This is a genomic window from Salmonella sp. SAL04196 (genome assembly GCF_046550835.1).
Classification (GTDB): Bacteria; Pseudomonadota; Gammaproteobacteria; order Enterobacterales; family Enterobacteriaceae; genus Salmonella; species Salmonella enterica.
Genome location: NZ_JBGDXE010000001.1, coordinates 1,784,204 through 1,811,054, shown reverse-complemented (window position 1 = coordinate 1,811,054; position 26,851 = coordinate 1,784,204). Strand labels below are relative to the sequence as shown.

25 protein-coding genes are annotated in these 26,851 nt (G+C 53.8%); 18 read left to right on the top strand and 7 right to left on the bottom strand.

Features of this window, described 5'->3' with window-relative positions; translation table 11 throughout:
• Nucleotides 1-145 precede the first annotated feature (145 nt).
• The 4 genes from ACLJPE_RS09140 (at nt 146) to adrA (ending at nt 3,791) form a co-directional block, all read left to right on the top strand.
• Nucleotides 146-1,357: a multidrug efflux MFS transporter gene (locus tag ACLJPE_RS09140; protein WP_000446772.1), complete on the top strand. Its 1,212-nt coding sequence runs from the start codon at nt 146-148 to the stop codon at nt 1,355-1,357.
• A gap of 296 nt (nt 1,358-1,653) precedes the next feature.
• Entirely contained in the window at nt 1,654-1,914 is a 261-nt protein-coding gene (gene iraP / locus ACLJPE_RS09135) for an anti-adapter protein IraP (protein WP_001518423.1), read from the top strand.
• 352 nt (nt 1,915-2,266) lie between these two features.
• Nucleotides 2,267-2,587 carry a phosphate starvation-inducible protein PsiF gene (gene psiF, locus ACLJPE_RS09130; protein WP_023251916.1) on the top strand — a complete coding sequence of 107 codons (321 nt, stop codon included), beginning with the start codon at nt 2,267-2,269 and terminating at the stop codon, nt 2,585-2,587.
• A 91-nt stretch (nt 2,588-2,678) separates the two neighbouring features.
• The gene (adrA, locus tag ACLJPE_RS09125) at nt 2,679-3,791 is read left to right on the top strand and encodes a diguanylate cyclase AdrA (RefSeq protein WP_023251915.1); all 1,113 of its coding nucleotides are present in this window, start codon (nt 2,679-2,681) and stop codon (nt 3,789-3,791) included.
• 14 nt (nt 3,792-3,805) lie between these two features.
• On the opposite strand, the gene proC is transcribed toward adrA, so the two are convergent.
• Nucleotides 3,806-4,615 (bottom strand): pyrroline-5-carboxylate reductase, encoded by an 810-nt coding sequence (gene proC, locus ACLJPE_RS09120; protein ID WP_023251914.1) that lies wholly within the window; start codon nt 4,613-4,615, stop codon nt 3,806-3,808.
• A 139-nt stretch (nt 4,616-4,754) separates the two neighbouring features.
• On the opposite strand from proC, the gene ACLJPE_RS09115 reads away from it, so the two are divergent.
• The 5 genes from ACLJPE_RS09115 (at nt 4,755) to ppnP (ending at nt 7,441) form a co-directional block, all read left to right on the top strand.
• Nucleotides 4,755-5,210, top strand: a complete 456-nt coding sequence (locus ACLJPE_RS09115) for a YaiI/YqxD family protein (protein ID WP_000158137.1) — start codon at nt 4,755-4,757, stop codon at nt 5,208-5,210.
• Nucleotides 5,211-5,394: 184 nt separating this feature from the next.
• Nucleotides 5,395-5,940 (top strand): shikimate kinase AroL, encoded by a 546-nt coding sequence (aroL, locus tag ACLJPE_RS09110; RefSeq protein WP_000983570.1) that lies wholly within the window; start codon nt 5,395-5,397, stop codon nt 5,938-5,940.
• Nucleotides 5,941-5,966: 26 nt separating this feature from the next.
• Nucleotides 5,967-6,158, top strand: coding sequence for a protein YaiA (gene yaiA, locus ACLJPE_RS09105; protein ID WP_001143161.1), 192 nt, complete (start codon nt 5,967-5,969; stop codon nt 6,156-6,158).
• A 250-nt stretch (nt 6,159-6,408) separates the two neighbouring features.
• Complete coding sequence (locus ACLJPE_RS09100; RefSeq protein WP_001276437.1) at nt 6,409-7,086, top strand: AroM family protein; 678 nt, start codon at nt 6,409-6,411, stop codon at nt 7,084-7,086.
• A gap of 70 nt (nt 7,087-7,156) precedes the next feature.
• Entirely contained in the window at nt 7,157-7,441 is a 285-nt protein-coding gene (gene ppnP, locus ACLJPE_RS09095; protein ID WP_000941953.1) for a pyrimidine/purine nucleoside phosphorylase, read from the top strand.
• Nucleotides 7,442-7,478: 37 nt separating this feature from the next.
• Here ppnP and rdgC read toward each other — a convergent pair whose 3' ends face one another.
• Nucleotides 7,479-8,390: a recombination-associated protein RdgC gene (gene rdgC, locus ACLJPE_RS09090; RefSeq protein WP_000964305.1), complete on the bottom strand. Its 912-nt coding sequence runs from the start codon at nt 8,388-8,390 to the stop codon at nt 7,479-7,481.
• Between the two features lie 125 nt (nt 8,391-8,515).
• Here rdgC and mak point away from each other — a divergent pair, with 125 nt between their 5' ends.
• The gene (gene mak / locus ACLJPE_RS09085) at nt 8,516-9,424 is read left to right on the top strand and encodes a fructokinase (RefSeq protein WP_001219270.1); all 909 of its coding nucleotides are present in this window, start codon (nt 8,516-8,518) and stop codon (nt 9,422-9,424) included.
• A 19-nt stretch (nt 9,425-9,443) separates the two neighbouring features.
• Here the strand turns inward: mak and araJ are convergent, their stop codons facing one another.
• From araJ to sbcD, 3 genes are all read right to left on the bottom strand, one after another.
• Complete coding sequence (araJ, locus tag ACLJPE_RS09080; protein ID WP_000755629.1) at nt 9,444-10,616, bottom strand: MFS transporter AraJ; 1,173 nt, start codon at nt 10,614-10,616, stop codon at nt 9,444-9,446.
• A 172-nt stretch (nt 10,617-10,788) separates the two neighbouring features.
• Nucleotides 10,789-13,929, bottom strand: a complete 3,141-nt coding sequence (gene sbcC / locus ACLJPE_RS09075) for an exonuclease subunit SbcC (RefSeq protein WP_023136985.1) — start codon at nt 13,927-13,929, stop codon at nt 10,789-10,791.
• Nucleotides 13,926-15,128, bottom strand: coding sequence for an exonuclease subunit SbcD (sbcD, locus tag ACLJPE_RS09070; RefSeq protein ID WP_001221249.1), 1,203 nt, complete (start codon nt 15,126-15,128; stop codon nt 13,926-13,928). Before sbcD ends, sbcC begins: the two co-directional genes overlap by 4 nt.
• A gap of 214 nt (nt 15,129-15,342) precedes the next feature.
• On the opposite strand from sbcD, the gene phoB reads away from it, so the two are divergent.
• From phoB to malZ, 5 genes are all read left to right on the top strand, one after another.
• A complete protein-coding gene (gene phoB, locus ACLJPE_RS09065) occupies nt 15,343-16,032 on the top strand; it encodes a phosphate response regulator transcription factor PhoB (RefSeq protein WP_000113918.1) in 690 nt (229 codons plus the stop codon).
• A gap of 69 nt (nt 16,033-16,101) precedes the next feature.
• Nucleotides 16,102-17,397, top strand: a complete 1,296-nt coding sequence (gene phoR / locus ACLJPE_RS09060) for a phosphate regulon sensor histidine kinase PhoR (protein ID WP_001632607.1) — start codon at nt 16,102-16,104, stop codon at nt 17,395-17,397.
• Between the two features lie 408 nt (nt 17,398-17,805).
• Entirely contained in the window at nt 17,806-19,125 is a 1,320-nt protein-coding gene (gene brnQ / locus ACLJPE_RS09055) for a branched-chain amino acid transporter carrier protein BrnQ (protein WP_000149625.1), read from the top strand.
• Nucleotides 19,126-19,199: 74 nt separating this feature from the next.
• Nucleotides 19,200-20,570, top strand: a complete 1,371-nt coding sequence (proY, locus tag ACLJPE_RS09050) for a proline-specific permease ProY (RefSeq protein WP_001555879.1) — start codon at nt 19,200-19,202, stop codon at nt 20,568-20,570.
• A 161-nt stretch (nt 20,571-20,731) separates the two neighbouring features.
• Nucleotides 20,732-22,549 carry a maltodextrin glucosidase gene (malZ, locus tag ACLJPE_RS09045; RefSeq protein ID WP_023251912.1) on the top strand — a complete coding sequence of 606 codons (1,818 nt, stop codon included), beginning with the start codon at nt 20,732-20,734 and terminating at the stop codon, nt 22,547-22,549.
• A gap of 71 nt (nt 22,550-22,620) precedes the next feature.
• Here malZ and ACLJPE_RS09040 read toward each other — a convergent pair whose 3' ends face one another.
• Together ACLJPE_RS09040 and acpH are read right to left on the bottom strand one after the other, a co-directional pair.
• Nucleotides 22,621-23,223, bottom strand: a complete 603-nt coding sequence (locus tag ACLJPE_RS09040) for a peroxiredoxin (protein ID WP_000244731.1) — start codon at nt 23,221-23,223, stop codon at nt 22,621-22,623.
• Nucleotides 23,224-23,432: 209 nt separating this feature from the next.
• Complete coding sequence (acpH, locus tag ACLJPE_RS09035; protein WP_001009858.1) at nt 23,433-24,014, bottom strand: ACP phosphodiesterase; 582 nt, start codon at nt 24,012-24,014, stop codon at nt 23,433-23,435.
• A gap of 93 nt (nt 24,015-24,107) precedes the next feature.
• On the opposite strand from acpH, the gene queA reads away from it, so the two are divergent.
• From queA to yajC, 3 genes are all read left to right on the top strand, one after another.
• Nucleotides 24,108-25,172 (top strand): tRNA preQ1(34) S-adenosylmethionine ribosyltransferase-isomerase QueA, encoded by a 1,065-nt coding sequence (gene queA, locus ACLJPE_RS09030; RefSeq protein WP_001266524.1) that lies wholly within the window; start codon nt 24,108-24,110, stop codon nt 25,170-25,172.
• 184 nt (nt 25,173-25,356) lie between these two features.
• Entirely contained in the window at nt 25,357-26,484 is a 1,128-nt protein-coding gene (tgt, locus tag ACLJPE_RS09025) for a tRNA guanosine(34) transglycosylase Tgt (protein ID WP_000667305.1), read from the top strand.
• Nucleotides 26,485-26,506: 22 nt separating this feature from the next.
• Nucleotides 26,507-26,839, top strand: coding sequence for a preprotein translocase subunit YajC (yajC, locus tag ACLJPE_RS09020; RefSeq protein ID WP_000007628.1), 333 nt, complete (start codon nt 26,507-26,509; stop codon nt 26,837-26,839).
• Nucleotides 26,840-26,851: the final 12 nt, after the last annotated feature.

The window sequence follows — 26,851 nt, the reverse complement described above, 5'->3', positions numbered from 1 at the left end:
GCTATATAATGTGATATGTTTCACAAAAATGATGAACGGGGAGACAAAATAGCAAAGTGTGACGTATCGCACCTCTGGAACCACCAGGAAAATGAGAGCTTGCTAAGCTAACGCGTATTTTCAGCTACTTACCGTTACGAGTCTTATGGAATCCTGGAAAGTTAATCTAATTTCCGTTTGGTTTGGATGTTTTTTTACCGGGCTGGCAATCAGCCAAATCCTGCCATTTTTACCCCTTTATATTTCCCAGCTTGGCGTCTCTTCCCATGAAGCGTTATCAATGTGGTCCGGGTTAACGTTTAGCATCACGTTTCTTATTTCCGCCATTGTGTCGCCGATGTGGGGCAGTCTCGCCGATCGTAAAGGGCGTAAACTGATGCTATTGCGCGCGTCGCTCGGGATGGCGATAGCTATTCTACTGCAGGCATTTGCGACCCATGTCTGGCAACTTTTCCTGCTGCGCGGAATCATGGGGTTAACGTCAGGCTATATCCCCAATGCCATGGCGCTGGTAGCCTCTCAGGTACCGCGCGAACGTAGCGGCTGGGCGCTCAGTACGCTTTCTACCGCGCAGATCAGCGGCGTTATCGGCGGGCCGTTAATGGGCGGCTTTGTCGCGGATCATATCGGGCTGCGGGCGGTATTTCTGATTACCGCCATGCTGTTGGTGGTGAGCTTTCTGGTCACGCTATTTTTAATTAAAGAAGGCGTACGTCCGGTCATCAGGAAAAGCGAACGCCTGAGCGGTAAAGCCGTTTTTGCGTCGTTACCTTATCCTGCGCTGGTGATCAGTTTGTTTTTTACCACGATGGTCATTCAACTCTGTAATGGTTCCATCAGTCCAATCCTGGCGCTGTTTATCAAATCAATGATGCCGGACAGTAATAACATCGCCTTTCTTAGCGGGTTAATTGCCTCGGTGCCCGGTATCTCCGCGCTTATCTCCGCGCCTCGCCTGGGAAAACTTGGCGATAGAATCGGCACGGAAAGAATTCTGATGGCCACGCTTATCTGCGCAGTGCTGCTTTTCTTCGCGATGTCCTGGGTCACCACGCCGTTCCAGTTGGGGCTGTTGCGTTTCTTGTTAGGCTTTGCCGATGGCGCGATGTTACCCGCCGTACAAACGTTATTGGTGAAATACTCCAGCGATCAAATTACCGGACGTATTTTTGGTTACAACCAGTCATTTATGTACCTGGGCAACGTGGTTGGGCCGTTGATGGGCGCGACGGTATCGGCGATGGCCGGTTTCCGCTGGGTTTTTATCGCTACGGCGGCGATCGTGTTGATCAATATTGGGCAACTGACCCTGGCGTTACGTCGTCGGCGTAACGCGCAAAAAGCGAAAGGCCAATAGCGGTGCATCGTAACGGCGCTTCTGCCGTTACGATATGGTTTAAATTAAAAGATATATTCTTTATCCGTGAAGTTTTTCTATAGATGGCATAACCTTAAATTATGATATAGCGTGATTATTGTTTTTTGATGGTTTATTATCGTCTCGTTTTCGGTCTGAGAAACGTTTCGCTGCGGCGACAGTGATAATTATTTGTGTAAAGTTCTTCCTGTATCATAAAAATAGTACTTTCAGCCTCTAGGCAGTGGTTCTTCATAGTGATAACGTCACCCTGGAACTAATAAGGAAATATGGTCATGAAAAATCTCATAGCAGAGTTGTTGCTTAAGCTAGCCCAAAAAGAAGAAGAGTCGAAAGAACTGGTTGCTCAGGTAGAAGCGTTAGAGATTATCGTCACAGCAATGTTACGTAACATGGCGCAAAACGAGCAGGAGATGTTGATACGTCAGGTAGAGGGGGCACTTGAAGGCGTAAAGCCGGATGCCAGCGTTCCTGATCACGATACGGAATTGCTGCGCCAATATGTAAAAAAGTTGCTGAGACACCCCCGGCACTAATCGTATTTAAAACAACACAGTTGTTATAACGTTACTTTTATAAAATAGCCCTGGCCGCTTCGTTTTTATTTTGCTCTGTATTAACCAGAAGAAAATAAAAACGAAGCGGCTATGGTAATAACAGTGTAACGCTATGCGCTGTTCTTCTGCATCCTGCCAGTGTGACTGTGGATAATCGAATTGCACATTAGCCTACGGTTTGTCAATCAATAAAACATCTATTGCTCACGGTAAGTAATACTTTTACAACCGGGTGGTATTTTTGCCAGTAACAGCCAGACTTATATAAAGTCCCTGGGATATTTCCCAAAGGGACAACGTGTAATGTGTACACTGACAAAAGGATGGTGCTATGAGAATAACATTACTGGTGACTTTACTTTTTGGCCTGGTCTTTTTAACCGCCGTCGGCGCAACCGAGAAACCGTTAACGCCGCAACAGCAGCGCATGACAACCTGTAATCAGCAGGCGACAGCGCAAGCGTTGAAAGGCGATGCGCGTAAAACCTACCTTAGCGACTGCCTGAAAAACAGTAAGTCAGCCCCTGGCGAGAAAAGCCTGACGCCGCAACAGCAGAAAATGCGTGAATGCAATGTTCAGGCGACGGAACAATCCCTGAAAGGCGATGACCGTAGCAAGTTTATGAGCGCCTGCCTGAAAAAAGCGGCTTAGTGCTATCGGGTGAGCCCTGAAAAACACTCACCCGAAATTTCATACTCCCTCCATGCGCTCTGTTTCTATAATTTGGGAAAATTGTTTCTAAATGTTCCCAAAAATAATGAATGATGAAAATTTTTACCGAAAAGCGGTTGAACAGGCGGTAGCGCCGCCTGACTCTCCTGATGATCGTCAGCGCTCCGGGTTGCGCTTCGCCCGGCGCATCAGGCTACCGCGCGCGGTGGGGTTAGGGGGGATGTTTTTACCGGTGGCCGCCGTGTTAGTGACGCAACCTGTCTTTGGCGGCTGGTGGCTGTTGCTGGTCGGCTGGTCTTTTGTCTGGCCGCATCTGGCGTGGCAGTGGTCGGCGAAAGCCCTTGATCCGCTACGTCAGGAAATTTACAACCTGAAAGTGGATGCGATCCTCTCCGGCATGTGGATCGCGTTGATGGGCGTCAATATGTTGCCTGCCGCCGCGCTGTTTATGATGATGAGCATGAATCTGATGGGGGCTGGCGGGCGGCGGCTATTCACTGTCGGAATGGGCCTTTTGCTGGCGTCATGTCTGGTGACGTTGCAGCTTACCGGGCTACCCGTCGCGATGCGAAGCTCGTCGCTGGAAGTCACGCTCTCTTTGCCCGTCATTATGTTGTATCCGCTTCTGTTCGCCTGGGTAAGTTACCAAACGGCCATTAAATTAGCGGAACATAAGCGACGCTTGCAGGCGATGAGCTCGCGGGATGGCATGACCGGCGTCTATAACCGACGCCACTGGGAAATTTTATTACGTAATGAATTCGATCACAGCCGACGCCATCATCGGGAGGCGACATTGTTGATTATCGACATCGATCATTTTAAGAGCATTAACGACACCTGGGGGCATGATGTTGGGGATGAGGCTATTATCGCCCTGACGCGTCAATTACAGATAACGCTACGCGGGAGTGATATTATCGGGCGCTTTGGCGGCGACGAATTTGCGGTGATTATGTGCGGAACGCCGGCAGACAGCGCGATTACCGCCATGTCGCGAGTGCATGAACGGCTAAATACCTTACGCTTGCCGGGCGCGCCGCAGGTCATGTTACGTATCAGCGTGGGCGTGGCGCCGTTAACGCCACAAATCGGTCATTATCGGGAATGGCTAAAGTCTGCGGATATGGCGCTTTATAAAGCAAAGAATGCCGGACGTAACCGCACCGAAGTGGCGGCATGACGTCCAGCCGGGCCTCAGGATTTACTGAGCGCCTCTGATTTTTCCATACACTTCGTCATCGCTTCTATTACCGCAGCGCGGAAGCCACGTTCTTCCAGAACGCGTACGGCTTCAATCGTCGTTCCGCCAGGCGAGCACACCATATCTTTCAGTTCGCCGGGATGCTTTCCGGTTTCGAGTACCATTTTCGCCGATCCCATGACGGCCTGCGCGGCGAATTTATAAGCCTGAGCGCGAGGCATACCGCCCAGAACGGCTGCGTCCGTCATCGCCTCGATAAACATAAACACATAGGCCGGCGAAGATCCGCTCACGCCAACCACCGGATGGATCATCGGCTCAGCAATCACTTCCGCCTCGCCAAAACAGCGGAAAATATTCAGGACATCAGCCGTATCTTCCGGTGTGACCAGCGCGTTTGGCGTGACGGAGGTCATTCCTGCGTTGACCAGCGATGGCGTATTCGGCATAGCGCGAATGATTTTACGGTCATGTCCCAGCGCGCGCGCAAGCTGATCAAGCGTTACGCCTGCGGCGATAGAGACCACCAGCGAGTCTTTGTTCAGGCTGGAGGAGATTTCACTGAGCACTTTCACCATAATGCCCGGTTTTACCGCGCCGAAAACGATATCCGCGACCTGAGCGACCTCCTGCGCGCTTTGCGCCGCATTAATGCCGTACTGGTCATGCAGGGCGGCAACTTTATCGGGGGAGGGGGTGTAGACCCAGATCTGACCGGGAAGTACCTGACCGCTGGCAATCAGTCCGCCAAGAATAGCCTTGCCCATATTACCGCAGCCAATAAAACCGATTTTCTTCTCCATCTCGTCACTCCCTATGTTTGTGTGTTATGGGGAATGGTTAGCTTAACGCGGATTGAAAACGGGCAGAAGGAGAAACAGCACTTTGATGAAAGGCAAAAGCGCGAGACAATAAAAGATTGTATACCGTACGGGAGACATTATGACCATCTGGGTGGATGCGGATGCGTGTCCGAATGTCATTAAAGAAATTTTGTACCGCGCCGCCGAGCGGATGCAGTTGCCGCTTATTCTGGTTGCCAATCAGGCCTTGCGCGTGCCGCCTTCGCGTTTTATCCGCACGCTCCGCGTGGCCGCCGGGTTTGACGTGGCGGACAATGAAATTGTGCGTCAATGCGAAGCGGGCGATCTGGTGATTACCGCGGATATTCCGCTGGCGGCTGAAGTGCTGGAAAAAGGCGCTGCGGCTCTTAATCCCCGGGGAGAACGCTATAGCGACGCCACGATTCGCGAACGTCTGACGATGCGTGACTTTATGGACACGCTACGCGCCAGCGGCGTACAAACGGGGGGACCAAACACACTCTCGCCGCGCGATCGTCAGCATTTTGCCGCCGAGCTGGATAAGTGGTGGCTGGAAAGCCAGCGTAAAAAATAAATCGTGTAATGAAAAATTTACAGTTTATTCATTTCTGATTCTTGCTATAGTACTAATATTGTGACTTTAGTACCTTTGTGTAAATTATTATTTACATTTATGCGTTGTACTAGTTAGATGATATGATTATAACATTGCTGATATCAAATCCTGCGTATGCGCAGTTCCTGGGGGAACGCCTGCTATGATGCAACCTCTTTATCTTGTTGGCCCGCGGGGCTGTGGGAAAACCACCATCGGTATGGCGCTGGCGCAGGCAACCGGTTTTCGGTTTGCAGATACCGACCGCTGGCTGCAATCGCACGTGCAGATGAGCGTCGCTGATATCGTTGAAAAAGAAGGCTGGGGAGGGTTCCGCGCCCGGGAAACCGCGGCCCTGGAGGCGGTAAGCGCGCCTTCGACTGTTGTGGCGACGGGGGGCGGTATTATTCTCACGGAGTATAACCGACGTTATATGCACCGTGTTGGCGTAGTGATTTATCTGTGCGCGCCGGTATCCACGCTGGTTAACCGGCTTGAGGCTGAACCTGAAGCGGATCTGCGCCCGACCCTCACCGGCAAGCCGTTGAGCGAAGAGGTTCGGGAAGTGCTTGAGCAGCGTGACGCGTTGTATCGCGAAACGGCGCATTACATTATTGACGCGACGAAAACGCCGGCCCAGGTCGTTTCTGAAATTATTGCGGCGTTGCCGCCGTCGACGCAACGGTTACAGGGAGATGTCTATACTTAACGCTCACCCAGAATAAAGGAAACGCTATGCCAACCAGACCACCTTATCCGCGGGAAGCTTATATCGTCACCATTGAAAAAGGCACGCCGGGCCAGACGGTGACGTGGTATCAGCTACGGGCTGACCATCCGAAACCTGATTCGCTCATCAGCGAGCATCCGACCGCAGAAGAAGCGATGGATGCGAAAAAACGTTACGAAGATCCGGATAAATCATAGACGCATGAACCACTCGGAAGGGATTCCGGGTACCCCTAAATTGTATCTCCATCACATTCTTGAAACATTTATACTGGCAACTAAAACCGTAAATTAAGCGATAACAATACAATATTGGAATTATTTGGAATCTTTACACAATACGTTGCTCATCTGCTGCTACGCTTTCTGAGATTTGTAGGGCAGGTAGCGCGGTGAGCGTGTGAATATTTGCCCGGGAATTACGACGAAGTAATAAGGTGGAATAAAAATGAGTGCGTCGTTGGCAATCCTCACAATCGGCGTTGTGCCAATGAGCGAAGTGTTACCGCTTCTGACGGAATACATCGACGAACAACACATCACCCATCATAGCCTGCTGGGAAAAATGAGCCGGGAAGACGTTATGGCGGATTACGCTGTAGAGCCTGGCGACGATCCGCTTTTGACGTTGCTGAATGATAACCAGATAGCCCATGTTTCCCGCCAGAAAGTGGAGCGAGATTTACAGAGCGTTGTCGAGGTGCTGGATAACCAGGGTTATGACGTCATTATACTGATGAGCACCGCGGCGATTAAAAGTATGGCAGCCCGTAATTCTATTTTGCTTGAACCGCTGCGTATTATTCCACCGCTTGTCGCCTCTATTGTGGATGGGCATCAGGTGGGCGTGATTGTGCCTGTTGCAGAACTTCTGGCGGCCCAGGAGAAAAAATGGCAGGTATTGCAAATGCCGCCGGTGTATTCGCTGGCGAATCCGGTTCACGGTTCTGAGCAACAGTTAATTGATGCCGGACAGGCGCTACTGGATCAAGGCGCGGACGTCATTATGCTGGATTGTCTGGGTTTTCATCAGCGTCATCGGGATATTTTACAGCAGGCGCTGGATGTGCCGGTTTTACTCTCTAATGTTTTGATTGCGCGGTTAGCTTCAGAACTGCTTGTCTAATTTTACGTGACAGGCCGAACGTCAGGACTCTATATTGGGTGTTAATTTAATAATGAGACGGGGCCTGATTATGCTACAAAGCAATGAATACTTTTCCGGGAAAGTGAAGTCTATTGGATTTACCAGCAGTAGCACCGGCCGGGCCAGCGTTGGTGTGATGGCGGAAGGGGAGTATACCTTTGGCACCGCCGAACCCGAAGAGATGACGGTTGTGAGCGGCGCGTTGAAGGTACTGTTGCCGGGAACTGTCGAATGGAAAGTGTATACAGCCGGTGAGGTGTTTAACGTGCCTGGCCACAGCGAGTTTCATCTACAGGTCGCTGAGCCCACCTCGTATCTGTGCCGCTATTTGTAACGGTGAGTCCCCTCTCCGGCGGAGAGGGACCCTCTGGTTAGCGCTGCGCTTCGCCGCCTAATCCTTCCACCAGGCTTTGAATCAGCGCCGCCAGCTCGCCGGTCATCAGGATAAAGTCCGCGTCAAAACGTTGGGCAAAATCTTCCCGGTCGATATCTTCGTTCTGATCGCGCAGCTCATCGCAGAATTTCAGACGCTTAATGGAGCCGTCGTCGCACATGACGAATTGAATACGCTGCTGCCAGTCGAGCGCCAGCTTCGTGACCACTTTACCCGCTTCAATATGAACGGCGATCTCGTCGCTGACCAGATCCTGCTTTTTCGCGCGGATCACGCCGCCATCTTCCAGCATCGCTTTCAATTCGGCTTCGTCCAGCAACTGGAAACCCTGAGCGACCGTACCGGAGCGCACCCACTCGGTGAGCGTCAGCTCAATCGGGTTTTCCAGCGCCAGCGGGACGACCGGCAGCGAGCCAAGACTTTTACGCAGTAGCGCCAAAGTATCTTCCGCTTTTTTCGCGCTGGCGCAGTCAACCATAATCAGGCCGTTAACGGTATCAATCCACATCATTGTCTGACTGAAGCGGCTAAACGCGCGCGGCAGCAACGAATGCAACACTTCATCCTTCAGGGAATCTTTTTCCGTCTTCTTCAGCTTGCGTCCCTGATCGGCTTCCAGTTTCTGGATTTTCGCCTCCAGAGCCTGTTTGATCACTGGCGATGGCAGGATTTTCTCTTCTTTGCGCGCGCAAATAATAATTTGGCCATTGGCGGTGTGCGTTAACGCATCGCTGTGAGAGCCCATCGGCGGAACCCAGCCCATTTTGGCCATATCCTGGCTACCGCATGGGGTAAACGTCATTGAGGCGAGCTGTTTCTCCATCTCTTCGGCGCGTAATGTAATATCGCGGCTAAGACGGTAAACCATTAAATTTTTGAACCACAGCATGATAATTTCCACGGCCTTGTCGTTAAATCCAGGCGGTATAGTAACGAATTGTCGGCAGGCTTGCATTGCCAATCAGAACGGTGAATTCTACCCTGTTGATATTCCCAAAAAATGAGGAGCGGTATGTGCGTATTGGTATCGATTTAGGCGGCACAAAAACGGAAGTCATTGCGCTTGATGATGCAGGAGAGCAGCGGTTTCGCCATCGTCTGCCTACGCCGCGGGAGGATTATCAGCAAACGATAGAAACCATCGCTACGCTGGTCGACATGGCGGAACAGGCGACCGGCCAGACCGGCAGCGTTGGCATTGGCATTCCCGGTTCTCTCTCGCCTTACACCGGCGTGGTAAAAAACGCTAACTCTACGTGGCTTAACGGCCAGCCGTTCGATAGCGATGTGAGCCGTCGTCTGAAGCGTGAAGTGCGGTTAGCCAACGATGCCAATTGCCTGGCGGTATCAGAGGCGGTAGATGGCGCGGCAGCGGGGGCGCAAACGGTATTTGCGGTGATTATCGGTACCGGGTGCGGCGCGGGCGTAGCGCTAAATGGCCGGGCGCACATCGGCGGCAACGGTACGGCAGGTGAATGGGGCCACAATCCGTTGCCGTGGATGGATGACGATGAGTTGCGTTACCGCGAAGAAATTCCCTGTTATTGCGGTAAACAAGGCTGTATCGAAACCTTTATTTCCGGTACGGGATTTGCCACGGATTACCAGCGTTTGAGCGGTAAAGCGCTAAAAGGCGATGAGATTATTCGTCTGGTCGACGCGCAGGACGCCGTGGCGGAACTGGCGTTAAGCCGTTATGAGCTGCGGCTGGCGAAAGCATTATCTCATGTCGTGAATATTCTGGATCCGGATGTCATTGTGCTGGGCGGTGGTATGAGCAATGTTGAGCGCCTGTACAAGACGGTTCCGTCGCTGATGAAATCGTTTGTTTTTGGCGGCGAGTGCGAGACGCCGGTACGTAAGGCGCGGCATGGCGATTCGAGCGGCGTGCGCGGCGCGGCCTGGCTGTGGCCGCTGGCGTAACGTTTTTAGCCGGATGGCGTCATCCGGCAACCGGCGTGACCGATGGCTGCTTGTGTTTTAGACGTCCGTATACCAGCAACGACGACATGGCGGAAAACGAGAGCAGGGCGGCGGGAAGCGCCACGTAGTGGTACGCAAAACCTAGCGTCAGCATCAGTCCGCCGCACCAGGCGCCAATCGCGCTACCGAGATTAAAGGCGATTTGCCCTCCCGCCGCGCCCAGCAGTTCGCCGCCTTTGGCGTTTTGCAGCAGCAGGATTTGCAGCGGCGCAGAGAGCGCAAACAGACCAGCGCAGCAGATAAACGCGAAAGTCAGCGATGCCGTTTTGTATCCGCTGAAGAAAAAGAGCGCCATGAGAGAGAGCACGATAATGAGGTCAGTCACTACCGCGATGCGCAGCGGAGTATATCTGCCGGAGAGTTTGCCGCTTAACAGATTGCCTAACACCATCCCCAGCCCGACCAGCATCATAATAAACGTCATGCTCGTCTCCGAAAAACCGGAGATGTACATCATAAATGGCTTGATATAGCTGAACCAGGCAAAAACGCCCGCATTGCCGAACATCGTGGCGGCGAAAATGAGCCACGGTGCAGGACTACGCAAGAAGTGGAACTGCTCGCGCAGGCTGCCTTGGGCTTTGTCACGGATATCCGGCACCCAGAAGAAAATTGCGGTGAGCACAGCGATGTTGAAAACCGCGATCAATAAAAAGGTGTAGCGCCAGCTAAATTCCTGGCTCAGGTAAGTGCCGACCGGAATGCCCACCAGATTCGCCACCGTCATTCCTGAAACCATACCCGCGACGGCGGCGGTGACTTTCCCGGGGCGGATAATCTTTGACAGGACAATGGCGCCGACGCCAAAAAAGGCGCCGTGCGGAAAGCCGGAAACCAGTCTGCCGACGGCGAGCATCAGATATGACGAGGAAAAGGTAAATATGGCATTGCCCATCACGCACAGCGTGACCAGAAACAGCAGTATATGTTTAAGCGAAAAGCGGCTGGAAAAGAGCGCCATAACAGGCGCGCCCAGCACGACGCCGAAGGCGTAAAACGAGATCATATGCCCGGCGGCGGGAATCGTTATCCCGACATCGCGTGCCAGCTCCGTCAGCACGCCCATAATGCCAAACTCGGCCATCCCCAGTCCGAACGTACCCAGCGCCAAAGAAAAAATAACTTTTTTCATACCACCTGCCGAAAATAAAGGCGCATGTTGCGCGCTGTGGCTGTGAATTGTCACAGCCAATCAACGTATAGCTTGCGGATAAGCGCGAGGTAATACCATTCCTTATCCGTCTTTGTGTATTCATTATTATGCTATGTCATGACGGTATGCTGTGCGCAGGATGACACTCGTGTTACTCCACGGCAAACGCTTTGTCCAGTTTGCTATAACCAAGCCCATTGATTTTTTTCACTTTTATCTGCACGGGGATACGTTCTTTCATGGCTTCCACGTGGCTAATCACACCGATGGTCTTCCCGCTGGCATTCAGCGCGTCGAGCGCATCCAGCGCGGCGTCCAGCGTTTCGCTATCAAGCGTGCCGAAGCCTTCGTCGAGGAACAAAGAATCAATGCGCGTTTTATGGCTGACCAAATCTGATAACGCCAGCGCCAGCGCCAGGCTGACCAGGAAGCTTTCGCCGCCTGATAACGTTCGCGTATCGCGCACGGCGTCGGCCTGCCAGGTATCGACAACCTCCAGTTCCAGCGCGTCGCTGGCTTTGCGCTGCAATAAATAACGGCCATGCAGGCGGGTGAGCTGATGATTCGCCAGCCAGACCAGATTATCCAGCGTCAGTCCCTGGGCGAATTTGCGGAACTTATCACCTTCTTTAGAGCCGATCAGCGCATTGAGATAGCCCCAGTCTTCCACTTGCTGAGAGGCTTGCTTCATTTCCGCCATCAGCGCGCGTTGGCGCTGCCGATTATCTGCATCCTGTTTAATTTGCTGGCGGATTTCCCCCTGGCGTGTCGTGTTCTCGCGCAGTTGTTGCGCCAACTGCGCCAGCCGCTGCGCGAGCTGCTCTGCCGTACACGTTGGGTCCAGACCGGCGGGCGGCTGTTGCTGATGGTCAGCCAGCGCCTGCGCGGACTGCGCGCTTAACGCCTTCGCTTGTTGTAGCTGACTTTCCAGCGTTTGTTGTTGTTTTTCCAGACGGGTCACGGTCTCTTCATCCAACAACGCCGCCAGGAACGTTGCCTGGCTGTCAAACGGGCTATTTTTTAACGCCGCATCAAAGTGCGCTATCGCCTCGGCGGCGCGCTGCTGTTCCTGCGTCGTCTGTTCCTGCAGGGTTTGCAACTGGCTTTGTAATGACACGCACTCATCATGCGCCTGCCGCCAGTTATCCAGCGGCACGTCGTCGTCGGAATCCGCGGTATCCGTTTGCGGTAGCGTCTCCAGCAACGGGGCAAGCCTGTCGATCTGCGTTTGCAAATCCGCGAACTCTGTCTGACGCTGTTGCCATATTTTCGCTTCGTCGGCGCGCTCATTCAGCCACGAAGCCTCGTTTTCTGGCGCAGGAAGGGAAAGCGTATACTGCGCCAAATCAGCCGTCAGCGAGGCCTGACGCTGCGCAATCTGCGCGGTAAAGCGCGCTACTTGTTCAGTATGCGCCGCGATTTGCGTTTGTAGAGCATGACGCTGGCTGAGTTGATCCAACTGTTGCTCATGCTCTTCCGCGGCGGTCAACCAGCCCGCGAGGTCTTCTTGCGGCTGGAGCTGAACGCCCAGCGTAGCGCACAGCGTTTGCCATTCCTCAGTAAGCGCTTGCTCCTCCTGCAACAACGACTGCGCCTCGCTTTCATCCCGCTGTAATTGTTGCGTTAAGGCATCTAACTGTCCTCGCAGCGCCGCGCCTTCTTCCGCCAGTGCTTTGACCTCTTTTTCCAGCGCGTCGCGGCGGGTTTGATTCGCGCTCAGCTCCAGCGCCTGATAGGCGGCGATGGCGGGGTGTGTCGTCGAGCCGCAAAGCGGACACGGCTGGCCGGACTGTAAGTGCGCCCGCTGGCTTTCCAGATCTTTGATGCGCGCCTCCTGCTCGCAAATAGTGCGAACGTCCGCAAGCTCCTGCGCTTTAGTCTTATAACTCAGTCGCTTATCCGTCAGACGTTGGGTGTATTGCGTCTGCTCCTGATGATGACGCGCGATAGCTGCCTGTAGCTGCGCCTGACGCTTTTGTTTCGGGATAATTTGCCCCTGAAGCGCGGCGAGACGATGCCGTAGCGGACGCTGCCGGGTATGCAATGCTCTGGCTTCCGCCAGCGCCTGTGGCGTGAGGTCGAGCGTGAGCGGCGGTAGCGCATCACGCTGACGCGTATCGCTCAGCAACTGCTGTTGCCATTGGCTCAGTTGCGCCCGGTCGTGGGATTGTTGTGTTAACAATGCTCGCCAACCCGCCAGTTCGCTGCGCCAGACGCGGATGCCGTCGTGTTCCGCCAGCCATGTCTTCAACCGCTGCCCTGTGGCGTTCAGTTGCGTGAATTGTCGATGCGCGCAGGCGCGGATACGCTGGCGCAGGCGATACGCGCTTTGTAAGCGAGCATTCACTTCATCACTGTGCTGGCGAACACGCTCAACGGCGCGGGTTTGTTCCTGAATGCGCTCCCAATGCGGACGCAACTGGCGAGCGGGTTGCGCCAGAGTCAACGCCGCGAGCTGCGGCTGCGCTTTTTCTCGCGCCTCTTGTGCCGCGTACAGCGCCTGCTGTCGGGCGTGTAATTCAGTGTGGAGCTCGTTTTTTCGGGTCAGCCAGTGAAGGTGCTGCTGCTGTCCCTGCTGGTCGGCCAGCAGGCGTTTCTCTTCGTCAGTAAGCGCCTGCAAACTGGCTTCCAGTTGCTGTAACTGTTCGTCCGCCAATAGGGCGACGCCGCTGGCCTGCGCTTGTAACTTTTCCAGTTCGAGACGGGCTGATTTATGTTTTTCAAATACCTGTGCGGAGATCTGCCCGTAAATCTCAGTGCCGGTGAGCTCCTCCAGAAGCTCTGCGCGCTCTTTCGCTTTGGCGTTAAGAAAGGCGGCGAACTGCCCCTGTGATAACAACATCGAACGGGTGAAGCGCCCGTAGTCCAGCCCGGTCAACGTGGCGATCATCTCCAGTTTATCCTTTACCTTATCGGCAAAGATCTTTCCGTCTGAACACCGCGCCAGCTCCACGCGTGGGGCCTGGAGATTGCCGTCAGGCTGATTTCGGGCTCGGTTCTGGCTCCAGAACGCGCGCCAGGCCTCGCCTTTTACCTCAAACTCCACTTCGGCCAGACATTCCGCCGTATCGCGCGTCATCAAATCGTTTTGCGACTGCGATACCGTATTCAGGCGCGGCGTTTCGTGGTACAGCGCCAGACAGATGGCGTCAAGCAAGGTGGTTTTTCCCGCGCCGGTCGGGCCGGTAATGGCGAATAACCCGTTACTGGCAAACGGTTCGGCGGTAAAGTCGACCTTCCATTCACCTTTCAGCGAGTTCAGGTTTTTCAGACGCAAACTGAGAATTTTCATGCCTCATGCTCCTCATTCAACGCGTAGAGCGTGCTGGAAAAGAGCTGATTCAGGCGCTCGCGCTGCGGGGGATCTAACGCTTCCAGCGCCAGACGCCGCGCAAAAACCTCCTCCACGCTAAGCTCGCTTAATGTTTCCCGCCGCTCGTTCGCCAGCGAGCGCTCGCGCTGTTCGCGGCTACGGCGCACCAGTAATACCTCTACGGGTAGCGACTCCGTTAGCGTCTGTATTCTGCGTTGGATATCGTGCAGATAATCATCGGTGGTGATTTCAATATCCAGCCAGACGGGGGGTGATTGCTCCACGCCGCGCCACTGCTCAAGCTGTTCGGTAATTGACGCCAGGTCGCCTTTTAAAACCGCCAGCGGTTGAGTCACGGGGACAGCCAGACTTTCGGTACTTTGCCATTTCCCCTGCTCGAAGGTCACCAGATGCACGCATTTGCTTTTGCCGCACTCATCAAAGCTGAGGGCGATGGGTGAGCCGCAATAGCGGATATGCTCTGTGCCGCCGACACATTGCGCGCGGTGAATGTGTCCCAATGCGATATAATCCGCTGGGGGGAAATGCTGCGCCGGAAAGGCATCCAGCGTACCGATATAAATGTCGCGAACCGCATCGCTTTTGCTGGCGCCGACGGTGGTTAAATGCCCCGTCGCGATAACCGGCAGCTTTCGTTCGCCGCGTAGCTGGCACGCTTCCCGATATTGCTGTTGATAATAATCGGCAATCGCATGAAGAAGTTGCTGCTGTTTCTCGCTGCCGGATAATCCCGCCTGACTGGTAAGAATGTCGCGCGGGCGCAAAAAGGGAATGGGGCACAGTACGGCGCCTGGAGAACCGTCGCGACGATGAAGTAGCTGCGGCGCATAGCCCGCGCTGGCGATCACGGTTGTATTGAGAAACGCCAGAATGTCGCGCGACTCGTTTAGCGTGGCGACGGAATCATGATTACCGGCCAGCACCACCAGATGACAGCCCGTTTGCTGTAAATTAACGACGAAACGGTTATAAAGTTCTCGGGCATAGCTTGGCGGCGAACCGGTATCAAAAATATCGCCAGCGACAATAATGGCATCCACCTGATGGGCCTGCGCGGTCTCCAGCAGCCAGTCCAGAAAAGCCTGATGCTCCGCGGCGCGGCTTTTACTGTAGAAATTTTGTCCCAGATGCCAGTCAGAGGTGTGGAGGATGCGCATAATTGTTCCATGCAAAAAAAGCGTGAACGGGATTATACACGTCATCCCCTCCATTTTTGGGCGCAATTTACCGCCGGTACACGGTAATGCAAGGTTTCACCGGTGTCATAAATCATCAACATGCTGTCAATGCCGCCTTTTTTTTTCATAAATCTGTCATAAATCTGACGCATAATGGCGCGGCATTGATAACTAACGACTAACAGGGCAAATTATGGCGAGACGTATTCTGGTCGTAGAAGATGAGGCGCCGATCCGTGAAATGGTGTGCTTCGTGCTCGAACAAAATGGCTTTCAGCCCGTAGAAGCCGAAGATTATGACAGTGCGGTGAATAAACTTAATGAACCCTGGCCGGATCTCATCCTTCTTGACTGGATGTTGCCCGGTGGGTCAGGGTTACAGTTTATTAAACATCTCAAACGTGAAGCCCTGACCCGGGATATTCCGGTGGTTATGCTGACCGCGAGAGGTGAGGAAGAAGATCGCGTGCGCGGGCTGGAAACCGGCGCTGACGATTACATTACCAAGCCGTTTTCCCCCAAGGAGTTGGTGGCGCGCATTAAAGCCGTTATGCGGCGCATCTCGCCGATGGCGGTCGAAGAGGTGATCGAGATGCAGGGACTGAGCCTTGATCCTGGCTCTCACCGCGTGATGACCGGCGACAGCCCGCTGGATATGGGGCCGACCGAATTTAAATTACTCCATTTCTTTATGACGCACCCGGAACGGGTTTACAGCCGCGAGCAGCTACTCAATCATGTCTGGGGCACCAATGTGTACGTTGAAGACCGGACGGTCGATGTGCATATTCGCCGTTTGCGTAAGGCGCTGGAGCACAGCGGCCACGACCGGATGGTGCAAACGGTACGCGGGACAGGGTATCGTTTTTCGACCCGCTTTTAATGCCTTTTCCGCCAGTAGAACACAGGTTTCTGGCGGAGAAGGCTTTCCATTCTTGAGGGAGTATGACGCGTGCTGGAACGGCTGTCATGGAAAAGGCTGGTGCTGGAGCTGGTGCTCTGTTGCATCCCCGCGCTTATCCTTAGCGCTTTTTTTGGTTATCTGCCGTGGTTTTTACTGGCGGCGGTGACGGGACTGCTTGTCTGGCATTTCTGGAATTTATTACGCCTCTCCTGGTGGCTTTGGGTCGACAGAAGTATGACGCCGCCGCCGGGACGGGGAAGTTGGGAACCGCTGTTATACGGTTTACACCAGATGCAGTTGCGAAATAAGAAGCGTCGCCGCGAGCTGGGGAACCTGATTAAACGTTTTCGCAGCGGCGCGGAGTCGCTGCCTGATGCCGTGGTTCTGACCACAGAAGAGGGCGGTATTTTTTGGTGTAACGGTTTGGCGCAACAGATACTGGGGCTACGCTGGCCGGATGACAACGGGCAGAATATTCTCAATCTACTGCGTTATCCGGAGTTTACCCAGTATTTAAAAACGCGTGATTTCACCCGTCCGCTTCATTTGGTGCTCAATACCGGGCGGCATCTGGAGATCCGCGTCATGCCTTATACCGATAAACAACTCCTGATGGTGGCGCGCGATGTGACGCAAATGCATCAGCTTGAAGGCGCCAGACGTAACTTTTTCGCCAACGTTAGCCATGAGTTGCGTACGCCCTTGACGGTATTGCAAGGCTATCTGGAAATGATGCAGGAACAGGCGCTGGAAGGGGCAACGCGAGAAAAAGCGCTGCATACGATGCGCGAGCAAACGTATCGTATGGAAGGGCTGGTAAAACAACTGCTTACGCTGTCTAAAATTGAGGCGGCCCCGGCGCTGTTATTAAATGAAAAAGTGGATGTACCGATGATGCTGCGGGTCGTGGAGCGTGAAGCGCAGACGCTCAGCCAGCAGAAACATACCTTTACGTTTGAGGTCGACGATAGTCTTAGCGTTCTGGGCAATGAAGAGCAGCTACGTAGCGCGATCTCAAACCTGGTGTATAACGCGGTAAACCATACGCCGGCGGGAACGCATATTACGGTGAACTGGCGACGTGCCGCGCATGGCGCTGAATTTTGCATTCAAGATAACGGTCCGGGGATTGCTGCCGAGCATATTCCTCGTCTGACCGAACGCTTCTACCGCGTCGATAAAGCGCGTTCGCGGCAAACGGGCGGCAGCGGCCTGGGATTGGCGATTGTGAAACATGCGTTGAATCACCATGAAAGCCGCCTTGAAATCGACAGTTCGCCTGGCAAAGGAACGCGATTTAGCTTTGTGCTGCCGGAACGTTTAATTGCCAAAAATAGCGATTAATTGCCTTTCGTAAGTATAACTTTCCATAAGCCAGCGGATGCTGGCTTATTTTCTTTGCAGTTAAGACGGGCTCGTTGAAACATTCAACGTTTGGTGATTTTTTGTTCGCATGATTAGCCATAACTTTTTCATGAGAATGGTGTTTTATTCTGGTTATAAATTTCATATCGCTATATTCATCTGGTTTTTAGATCCCACCTTGCTTTAAAACGTTATAAGCGTTTAAATTGCGCTTCAGGTGCTGTCATTACGACTGCATTTGCGCGGTAAATCGAAAAACAATTCTTCGCCGCATCGGTCCGGGAGCTTTTCCCGCTGAAATTGATAAAAAACGCCGCTTTATAATCCTCCGGGAAAGGCAAAAATTTTAATGTTTACAACATCACCATCCACAGGCAGTAAGACTTTATGACCCATCAGTTAAAATCGCGCGATATCATCGCCCTGGGCTTTATGACATTTGCGCTGTTCGTTGGCGCAGGCAATATTATCTTTCCTCCTATGGTCGGTTTGCAGGCGGGTGAACACGTCTGGACAGCCGCTATTGGCTTTCTGATTACCGCCGTGGGGCTACCGGTTCTTACTGTTGTGGCGCTGGCGAAAGTCGGCGGCGGGGTAGACAGCCTCAGTACGCCGATTGGTAAAGTGGCGGGACTCCTGCTGGCGACCGTTTGCTATCTGGCCGTCGGGCCGTTATTTGCGACGCCGCGTACCGCGACGGTGTCGTTTGAGGTCGGTATCGCTCCGTTGACCGGCGATTCTGCAATGCCGTTGCTGATTTACAGCGTGGTCTATTTCGCTATCGTTATTCTGGTTTCCCTCTATCCGGGTAAGCTGCTGGATACGGTAGGGAATTTCCTGGCGCCGTTGAAAATTATTGCGCTGGTCATCCTTTCCGTCGCGGCTATCGTTTGGCCTGCCGGTCCAATCAGCAACGCCCTGGACGCTTATCAGAATGCGGCCTTTTCTAACGGATTTGTGAACGGCTATCTGACGATGGATACGCTTGGCGCGATGGTGTTTGGTATCGTTATTGTGAACGCGGCGCGTTCTCGCGGCGTGACCGAAGCGCGCCTGTTGACGCGTTACACGGTCTGGGCCGGCCTGATGGCGGGTGTGGGGCTGACGCTGCTTTACCTTGCCTTGTTCCGCTTAGGTTCTGATAGCGCGACGCTGGTCGATCAGTCAGCGAACGGCGCGGCGATTCTTCATGCCTACGTTCAGCATACCTTTGGCGGCGCGGGAAGCTTCCTGCTGGCGGCGCTGATCTTTATCGCGTGTCTGGTGACGGCGGTGGGGCTGACCTGCGCCTGCGCTGAGTTTTTCGCGCAGTATATTCCGCTGTCTTACCGCACGCTGGTCTTTATTCTCGGCGGCTTCTCTATGGTGGTGTCAAACCTCGGACTGAGCCATCTGATTCAAATCTCCATTCCGGTGCTGACGGCTATCTATCCGCCGTGTATCGCACTGGTTGTATTAAGTTTTACCCGCTCATGGTGGCATAATTCCACCCGCATCATCGCGCCGGCCATGTTTATCAGTCTGCTTTTTGGTATCCTTGACGGCATCAAAGCATCTGCCTTTGGCGATATGCTGCCAGCCTGGAGTCAGCGTTTGCCGCTGGCGGAACAGGGACTGGCGTGGTTGATGCCAACGGTGGTGATGGTGATCCTGGCGATTATCTGGGATCGCGCGGCGGGTCGGCAGGTGACCTCCAGCGCTCACTAAAATCGCTGACATATGTGTACACCACGGGGCTTAACGCCCCGTGGTTTTTTATTGTGTTGATAGGTCAGAAATTGATGGAAAGCAATAATAAGCTAAAGCGTGGGCTGAGCACCCGGCACATTCGCTTTATGGCATTAGGTTCGGCAATCGGCACCGGCCTGTTTTACGGCTCGGCGGACGCCATCAAAATGGCGGGGCCGAGCGTGCTGTTGGCCTATATTATTGGCGGGGTCGCGGCATATATCATTATGCGCGCATTGGGGGAAATGTCCGTTCACAACCCTGCCGCCAGCTCATTTTCGCGCTATGCGCAGGAAAACCTCGGCCCGCTTGCAGGCTATATTACCGGCTGGACCTACTGTTTTGAGATCCTGATCGTCGCCATTGCCGACGTGACCGCGTTCGGCATTTATATGGGAGTCTGGTTCCCCGCCGTGCCGCACTGGATTTGGGTGCTTAGCGTGGTGCTGATCATTTGCGCCATCAACCTGATGAGCGTCAAGGTGTTCGGCGAGCTGGAGTTTTGGTTCTCCTTCTTCAAAGTCGCCACCATTATTATCATGATTGTCGCGGGTATCGGCATTATTGTGTGGGGAATTGGCAACGGCGGGCAGCCCACCGGCATTCATAACCTGTGGAGCAACGGCGGCTTCTTCAGCAATGGCTGGCTGGGAATGATCATGTCGCTGCAAATGGTGATGTTCGCTTACGGCGGGATTGAGATTATCGGTATCACCGCCGGGGAAGCGAAAGACCCGGAGAAATCCATTCCGCGCGCCATTAACTCAGTACCGATGCGTATCCTGGTATTTTATGTCGGCACGCTGTTCGTCATTATGTCTATCTATCCGTGGAATCAGGTCGGCACAAACGGCAGCCCATTTGTGCTGACGTTCCAGCATATGGGGATTACCTTTGCTGCCAGCATTCTGAACTTTGTGGTATTGACCGCCTCGCTTTCCGCTATCAACTCCGATGTGTTTGGCGTAGGGCGTATGCTGCATGGTATGGCGGAGCAGGGGAGCGCGCCGAAAGTCTTTGCTAAAACGTCACGCCGTGGTATTCCGTGGGTCACTGTGCTGGTGATGACGATTGCGCTGCTGTTTGCGGTTTACCTGAACTACATCATGCCGGAAAACGTCTTCCTGGTGATTGCCTCGCTGGCGACGTTTGCGACGGTATGGGTATGGATTATGATCCTGCTGTCGCAAATCGCCTTCCGCCGTCGTTTACCGCCGGAAGAGGTAAAAGCGCTGAAGTTTAAGGTGCCGGGCGGTGTCGTAACGACGATAGCTGGGCTGATTTTCCTGGTCTTCATTATTGCGCTTATCGGCTACCATCCGGATACCCGCATCTCACTGTATGTGGGCTTCGCCTGGATAGTTCTGCTGTTGATTGGCTGGATATTTAAACGCCGTCGCGACCGTCAATTGGCGCAGGCGTAGTCGTTTTTCTCTGCCTTATCCGGTCTGCAGGCAACGGCAGGCCGGATAAGCGGAGCCGCTTCTCCTCCTGGAGTCTCCTCCCCTAATAAACCCCTGGATGATGAGTTATCCTTTAAATCTCTATGGCAAGGTGGCCCCATTTTCAGTAGAGGGGATACGAGATGTTGAATGCCTGGCACCTACCGGTTGCCCCATTTGTGAAGCAACATAACGATAAATTAACCATTACGCTGTGGCTGAGCGGAGAAAATCCGCCGTCTCGCGTGACGTTGCGCTCAGAATTCGATAATGAAGAAATCTCACTGGCGATGCGCAAACAGCGCCGCCAGCCGCAGCCGGGCGTGACGGCGTGGCGAGCGACGCTCAATATCGCGTTAGGGCAGCCACGTCGCCGTTACAGCTTTAAATTGCTTTGGCACGACCGCCAGCTTTGGTTTACGCCACAGGGATTTAGCCGTTTTCCGCCTGCGCGTCTGGAACAATTTGCGGTTGATGCGCCGGATAGCGGCCCGCAGTGGGTCGCCGATCAAATTTTTTATCAGATCTTCCCGGATCGTTTTGCCCGCAGCCAGTCTCGTGAAGCCGGGCAGGATAAGGTGTATTACCACCATGCTGCCGGTCACGACATCGTGCGTAAAGAGTGGGATGAACCGCTCACCCCCCAGGCGGGCGGTTCCACCTTTTACGGCGGCTGTCTGAATGGCATTTGTGAGAAGCTGCCGTATCTGAAAAAACTGGGCGTCACAGCGCTATATCTGAATCCGGTATTTACCGCGCCGAGCGTCCATAAGTACGACACGGAAGATTATCGACATGTCGATCCGCAATTTGGCGGCGATCGGGCGCTGCTACGCCTGCGGCGTGAAACCCAGGCGCAGGGCATGAGGCTGGTGCTGGATGGCGTGTTTAATCATAGCGGCGACTCGCATGCGTGGTTTGACAGGCATAACCGCAGCACTGGCGGCGCGTGCCATCACCCGGACTCGCCGTGGCGCGACTGGTACTCCTTTTCACCACAAGGCGTGGCGCTGGACTGGCTGGGTTATCCGAGCCTGCCGAAACTCGATTATCAATCAGAAACGCTGGTGGATGAGATCTATCGCGGTGAGGACAGTATCGTTCGTCACTGGCTAAAGGCACCGTGGAATATGGACGGCTGGCGGCTGGATGTCGTACATATGCTGGGTGAGGCGGGCGGGGCGCGCCACAATTTGCAGCACGTCGCCGGCATTACCCGGGCGGCAAAAGAGGCGCAGCCTGAAGCCTATATTGTGGGGGAACATTTCGGCGATGCGCGGCAGTGGCTACAGGCCGATGTGGAAGATGCCGCCATGAATTATCGCGGCTTCACCTTCCCGCTGTGGGGATTTCTCGCCAATACTGATATCGCTTACGAACCACAGCATATCGATGCCCGGACCTGTATCGCGTGGATGGATAACTACCGCGCCGGGCTGTCACATCAGCAACAACTGCGCATGTTTAATCAACTCGACAGTCATGATACTGCGCGCTTTAAAACTCTGCTGGGTAAAGACGCGGCGCGCCTGCCGCTGGCGGTGGTCTGGCTGTTTACCTGGCCCGGCGTGCCATGTATTTATTACGGCGATGAAGTCGGCGTGGACGGTGCAAATGACCCCATGTGCCGCAAACCGTTCCCGTGGGATGAACGCAAGCAGGACGGCAACTTGCTGGCGCTGTACCAGCGTATGGCGAAACTGCGTCAGCGCAGTCTGGCGCTGCGTCGTGGCGGATGCCAGGCGCTGTATGCCGAAGGTGACGTAGTGGTATTCGTGCGAGTTTATCAGCAGCAGCGGGCGCTGGTGGCGATTAATCGGGGTGAGGCCTGTGAAGTGGTGCTGGAAGCGTTGCCGTTGCTGAACGTGGCCGGATGGCAATGTAAAACGGGGAGCGGTGACATCCGCGAGGGAAGACTTAGTTTACCCGCGATTTCCGCGACCGTATGGATGAATCGTTGAGGCGAGGTGGTTCGTAACACCTCACGCATAAAAAAGGCTCGCGATGGCGAGCCTTTTATCAATGCACTGACTTACAGGCTGGAAATGTTCTCAGCCAGGTATTTAGCCACGCCGTCCGGAGAGGCGTTCATGCCTTCTTTGCCTTTTTCCCACTGCGCCGGGCAGACATCGCCGTGCTCTTCGTGGAACTGCAGCGCGTCGACCATACGCAGCATTTCGTCGATGTTACGACCCAGCGGCAGATCGTTTACGACCTGGTGGCGAACAATACCGTTTGCGTCAATCAGGAAAGAGCCGCGCAGCGCAACGCCTTCGTCCGGATGTTCGATACCGTAAGCTTTCTGAATTTCACGCTTCACGTCGGCGACCATTGCGTATTTCACCGGGCCAATGCCGCCTTTATCGACAGGGGTGTTACGCCATGCGTTGTGGACAAACTCAGAGTCGAAAGAAACGCCGACTACTTCAACGCCGCGCTTCTGGAATTCTTCATAACGTTTATCAAAGGCGATCAGCTCAGACGGGCAAACAAAAGTGAAGTCCATCGGCCAGAAGAACAGAACGGTCGTTTTACCATTGGTGTGCTGTTTGAAGTTGAATTTATCAACAATCTCACCGCTACCCAGTACCGCCGCAGCGGTGAAATCCGGGGCCTGACGAGTAACCAGTACCATAATAATTCTCCTGCAATATTAAGGGTTTTAGAACGCAACGCGGGCAGTATAGGGAGGGCGAAGCGACAAAACAATGCGGTCTTGACAATCAATGAGACAGCTTTTGCCTATCGATCGGGTCATTATAAATCGTAATGATGACCCCTTTATGACAGCGAACGATCTTTCTGCCAATGGCGGTTCTGACGCACGCCCTCGCTATCAGGCCGTCACAGCGCTTTGCGGGCGGCCTGTGCCATCATACGCGGATAAAAATGCCAGAAGCGCTCTTCTAACGCGTCGTAGTGCGCGTCCAGATCGTACCAGGAATCACGCAAGGCATCCAGCCGGGGACGGCGATTCGCCATGCCATTCAGCACGTTTTGAATGAAATCCATATCGCGATACCGCTCTAACCATTTTTCTGACCAAAGATAATCATTCAGGTTGACAAAGCGCGGCGGGGAGTCGGGCAGAATCGTCGCGACCTGCGCATGGGCGTAGCCGACAAACGCCTGAAGTGGAAAATCAGGAGAGATTTGCGTCCAGTGGCGCGATAAAAAATGATCCCACATGACGTCCAGCGTAATGGGCGCCACGCGCCGCGTTTCATGGCGGAACCACTCTCGCGCCTCACGAACTTCCGGCAGGTTGTCGGTCATGACGTCAATACGCCGATGCATATAAATACCCTCTACGACGTCAGGAGGATAATGTGTTGCCGGGTTACCGCGGACAAAATCGGCCAGCAGATTACCGGAAAGCGAGCTGTCGGCAAGGTGCGCCAGATGCAGGTGAGCAAGAAAATTCATTATTGATTCTCTGTCCAAAAAGCGGGTAACGGTTGCAGCGGGAACGCCCCGGCACTAGACTACCCGCCTCTTATTTTAGTCTGAGTCAGAGTCATGCGCGTTACCGATTTTTCCTTTGAACTACCCGAATCCCTGATTGCCCACTACCCACAGCCGGAACGCAGTCGCTGCCGTTTGCTGTCATTAGAGGGGCCGACGGGCGCGCTGACGCACGGTACTTTCACCGATCTGCTCGATAAGCTCAACCCTGGCGATTTGCTGGTCTTCAATAATACCCGCGTGATCCCGGCGCGGCTCTTTGGCCGTAAAGCCAGCGGCGGCAAGATAGAAGTGCTGGTCGAACGTATGCTCGATGATAAACGCATCCTGGCGCATATTCGCGCTTCTAAAGCGCCAAAACCGGGTACGGAACTGCTGCTGGGCGACGACGAAAGTATTCACGCGACCATGACCGCGCGTCACGGCGCTCTGTTTGAAGTTGAGTTTAATGACCCGCGTCCGGTGCTGGATATTCTTAACGCCATCGGCCATATGCCGTTGCCGCCGTATATCGACCGTCCGGACGAGGACGCCGACCGCGAACTGTACCAGACGGTCTACAGTGAAAAACCGGGCGCCGTCGCCGCGCCGACGGCCGGGCTGCACTTTGATGAGCCGCTGCTGGCGGCGCTTCGTGAGAAAGGTATCGAAATGGCGTTTGTTACGCTACACGTAGGCGCGGGCACTTTCCAGCCGGTGCGTGTCGATACCATTGAAGATCATATCATGCACTCCGAATATGCTGAGGTGCCGCAAGAGGTGGTCGACGCGGTGCTGGCGGCGAAAGCGCGCGGCAACCGGGTTATCGCCGTCGGCACCACCTCGGTACGCTCGCTGGAAAGCGCGGCGCAGGCGGCAAAAAGCGATTTGATAGAGCCGTTCTTCGGCGATACGCAAATCTTTATTTATCCAGGTTATCAATACAAAGTGATTGATGCGCTGATCACCAACTTCCATCTGCCGGAATCGACGTTGATTATGCTGGTTTCCGCATTTGCCGGTTATCAACACACCATGAATGCCTATAAGACTGCGGTAGAACAAAAATATCGCTTTTTTAGCTACGGGGACGCGATGTTTATCACGTACAATCCGCAGGCTATTTTTGAGCGTCCGTAAGAATGCCATTTTGACGCCGGGCAGTGCTCGCCATCCTCACGTACTGCGTGTACGCTCCGGTGGCTGTGCGCTGGCCGACCCCAAACTGGCTGCGCCGATGACGCCTTCGGGAATTTATTAGCTATGGAATCATTCCGTAGCGAGTCGTTAAACGTCGGACTGTTTTTCTGACGCAGGAGTGATAATGAAATTTGAGTTAGATACCACCGATGGTCGCGCGCGTCGCGGTCGTCTGGTGTTTGATCGTGGCGTAGTGGAAACGCCTGCTTTTATGCCTGTGGGTACTTACGGTACCGTGAAAGGCATGACGCCGGAAGAAGTGGAAGCGACCGGCGCGCAGATTATTCTCGGCAACACTTTCCACCTGTGGCTGCGCCCGGGTCAGGAAATCATGAAGCTGCATGGCGATCTGCACGATTTTATGCAGTGGAAAGGGCCGATTCTCACCGATTCCGGCGGCTTCCAGGTTTTCAGCCTCGGCGATATTCGTAAGATTACCGAGCAAGGTGTGCACTTCCGTAACCCGATCAACGGCGATCCGATTTTCCTCGATCCGGAAAAGTCGATGGAGATCCAGTACGATCTCGGTTCCGATATCGTGATGATCTTTGATGAATGTACGCCGTACCCGGCAGACTGGGACTATGCTAAACGCTCGATGGAGATGTCATTGCGTTGGGCAAAGCGTAGCCGCGACCGTTTTGATAGCCTTGGCAATAAGAATGCGCTTTTTGGCATCATTCAGGGCAGCGTTTACGAAGATTTACGCGATATCTCGGTGAAAGGTCTGGTAGAGATTGGCTTTGATGGCTACGCTGTCGGCGGTTTGGCTGTCGGTGAGCCGAAAGCAGATATGCACCGCATTCTGGAGCACGTTTGCCCGCAGATCCCGGCTGACAAACCGCGTTACCTGATGGGCGTGGGTAAACCGGAAGATCTGGTGGAAGGGGTGCGTCGCGGTATTGATATGTTTGACTGTGTCATGCCAACGCGAAATGCCCGTAATGGTCATCTGTTTGTGACCGACGGCGTGGTGAAGATTCGTAATGCAAAGCATAAAAGCGACACCAGCCCGCTTGACGCCGAGTGCGATTGCTACACCTGTCGCAATTATTCACGCGCTTACTTGCATCATCTCGACCGTTGCAACGAAATATTAGGTGCGCGTCTCAATACCATTCATAACTTGCGTTACTACCAGCGTTTGATGGCGGGTTTACGCAAGGCTATTGAAGAGGGTAAATTAGAGAGCTTCGTAACCGAGTTTTACCAACGTCAGGGGCGACCCGTTCCACCTTTGAACGTTGATTAATTTTAATAATGAGGGAATTTGAATGAGCTTTTTTATTTCTGATGCGGTAGCGGCAACAGGTGCTCCGGCGCAGGGCAGCCCGATGTCTCTGATTTTAATGCTGGTGGTGTTTGGTCTGATTTTCTATTTCATGATCCTGCGCCCGCAGCAGAAGCGCACCAAAGAGCACAAAAAGCTGATGGACTCCATTGCGAAAGGTGATGAAGTTCTGACGAATGGCGGTCTGGTCGGTCGAGTGACCAAAGTAGCGGAAGCCGGCTACATTGCCATCGCGCTGAATGACACCACGGAAGTGGTTATCAAACGTGACTTCGTAGCTGCCGTTCTGCCGAAAGGCACCATGAAGGCGCTGTAATATTTCGTTTTC

Excerpts from the sequence above, each read along its gene's own strand:
- ACLJPE_RS09115 (WP_000158137.1), top strand. The coding sequence starts at position 4,755 with ATGACCATCTGGGTGGATGCGGATGCGTGTCCGAATGTCATTAAAGAA.
- proY (WP_001555879.1), top strand. The coding sequence starts at position 19,200 with ATGGAAAGCAATAATAAGCTAAAGCGTGGGCTGAGCACCCGGCACATT.
- tgt (WP_000667305.1), top strand. The coding sequence starts at position 25,357 with ATGAAATTTGAGTTAGATACCACCGATGGTCGCGCGCGTCGCGGTCGT.
- yajC (WP_000007628.1), top strand. The coding sequence starts at position 26,507 with ATGAGCTTTTTTATTTCTGATGCGGTAGCGGCAACAGGTGCTCCGGCG.
- phoB (WP_000113918.1), top strand. The coding sequence starts at position 15,343 with ATGGCGAGACGTATTCTGGTCGTAGAAGATGAGGCGCCGATCCGTGAA.
- yaiA (WP_001143161.1), top strand. The coding sequence starts at position 5,967 with ATGCCAACCAGACCACCTTATCCGCGGGAAGCTTATATCGTCACCATT.
- ACLJPE_RS09140 (WP_000446772.1), top strand. The coding sequence starts at position 146 with ATGGAATCCTGGAAAGTTAATCTAATTTCCGTTTGGTTTGGATGTTTT.
- proC (WP_023251914.1), bottom strand. The coding sequence starts at position 4,615 with ATGGAGAAGAAAATCGGTTTTATTGGCTGCGGTAATATGGGCAAGGCT.
- ACLJPE_RS09100 (WP_001276437.1), top strand. The coding sequence starts at position 6,409 with ATGAGTGCGTCGTTGGCAATCCTCACAATCGGCGTTGTGCCAATGAGC.
- ACLJPE_RS09040 (WP_000244731.1), bottom strand. The coding sequence starts at position 23,223 with ATGGTACTGGTTACTCGTCAGGCCCCGGATTTCACCGCTGCGGCGGTA.
- ppnP (WP_000941953.1), top strand. The coding sequence starts at position 7,157 with ATGCTACAAAGCAATGAATACTTTTCCGGGAAAGTGAAGTCTATTGGA.
- adrA (WP_023251915.1), top strand. The coding sequence starts at position 2,679 with ATGTTCCCAAAAATAATGAATGATGAAAATTTTTACCGAAAAGCGGTT.
- aroL (WP_000983570.1), top strand. The coding sequence starts at position 5,395 with ATGATGCAACCTCTTTATCTTGTTGGCCCGCGGGGCTGTGGGAAAACC.
- iraP (WP_001518423.1), top strand. The coding sequence starts at position 1,654 with ATGAAAAATCTCATAGCAGAGTTGTTGCTTAAGCTAGCCCAAAAAGAA.
- acpH (WP_001009858.1), bottom strand. The coding sequence starts at position 24,014 with ATGAATTTTCTTGCTCACCTGCATCTGGCGCACCTTGCCGACAGCTCG.
- araJ (WP_000755629.1), bottom strand. The coding sequence starts at position 10,616 with ATGAAAAAAGTTATTTTTTCTTTGGCGCTGGGTACGTTCGGACTGGGG.
- rdgC (WP_000964305.1), bottom strand. The coding sequence starts at position 8,390 with ATGCTGTGGTTCAAAAATTTAATGGTTTACCGTCTTAGCCGCGATATT.
- brnQ (WP_000149625.1), top strand. The coding sequence starts at position 17,806 with ATGACCCATCAGTTAAAATCGCGCGATATCATCGCCCTGGGCTTTATG.
- queA (WP_001266524.1), top strand. The coding sequence starts at position 24,108 with ATGCGCGTTACCGATTTTTCCTTTGAACTACCCGAATCCCTGATTGCC.
- psiF (WP_023251916.1), top strand. The coding sequence starts at position 2,267 with ATGAGAATAACATTACTGGTGACTTTACTTTTTGGCCTGGTCTTTTTA.
- sbcD (WP_001221249.1), bottom strand. The coding sequence starts at position 15,128 with ATGCGCATCCTCCACACCTCTGACTGGCATCTGGGACAAAATTTCTAC.
- malZ (WP_023251912.1), top strand. The coding sequence starts at position 20,732 with ATGTTGAATGCCTGGCACCTACCGGTTGCCCCATTTGTGAAGCAACAT.
- sbcC (WP_023136985.1), bottom strand. The coding sequence starts at position 13,929 with ATGAAAATTCTCAGTTTGCGTCTGAAAAACCTGAACTCGCTGAAAGGT.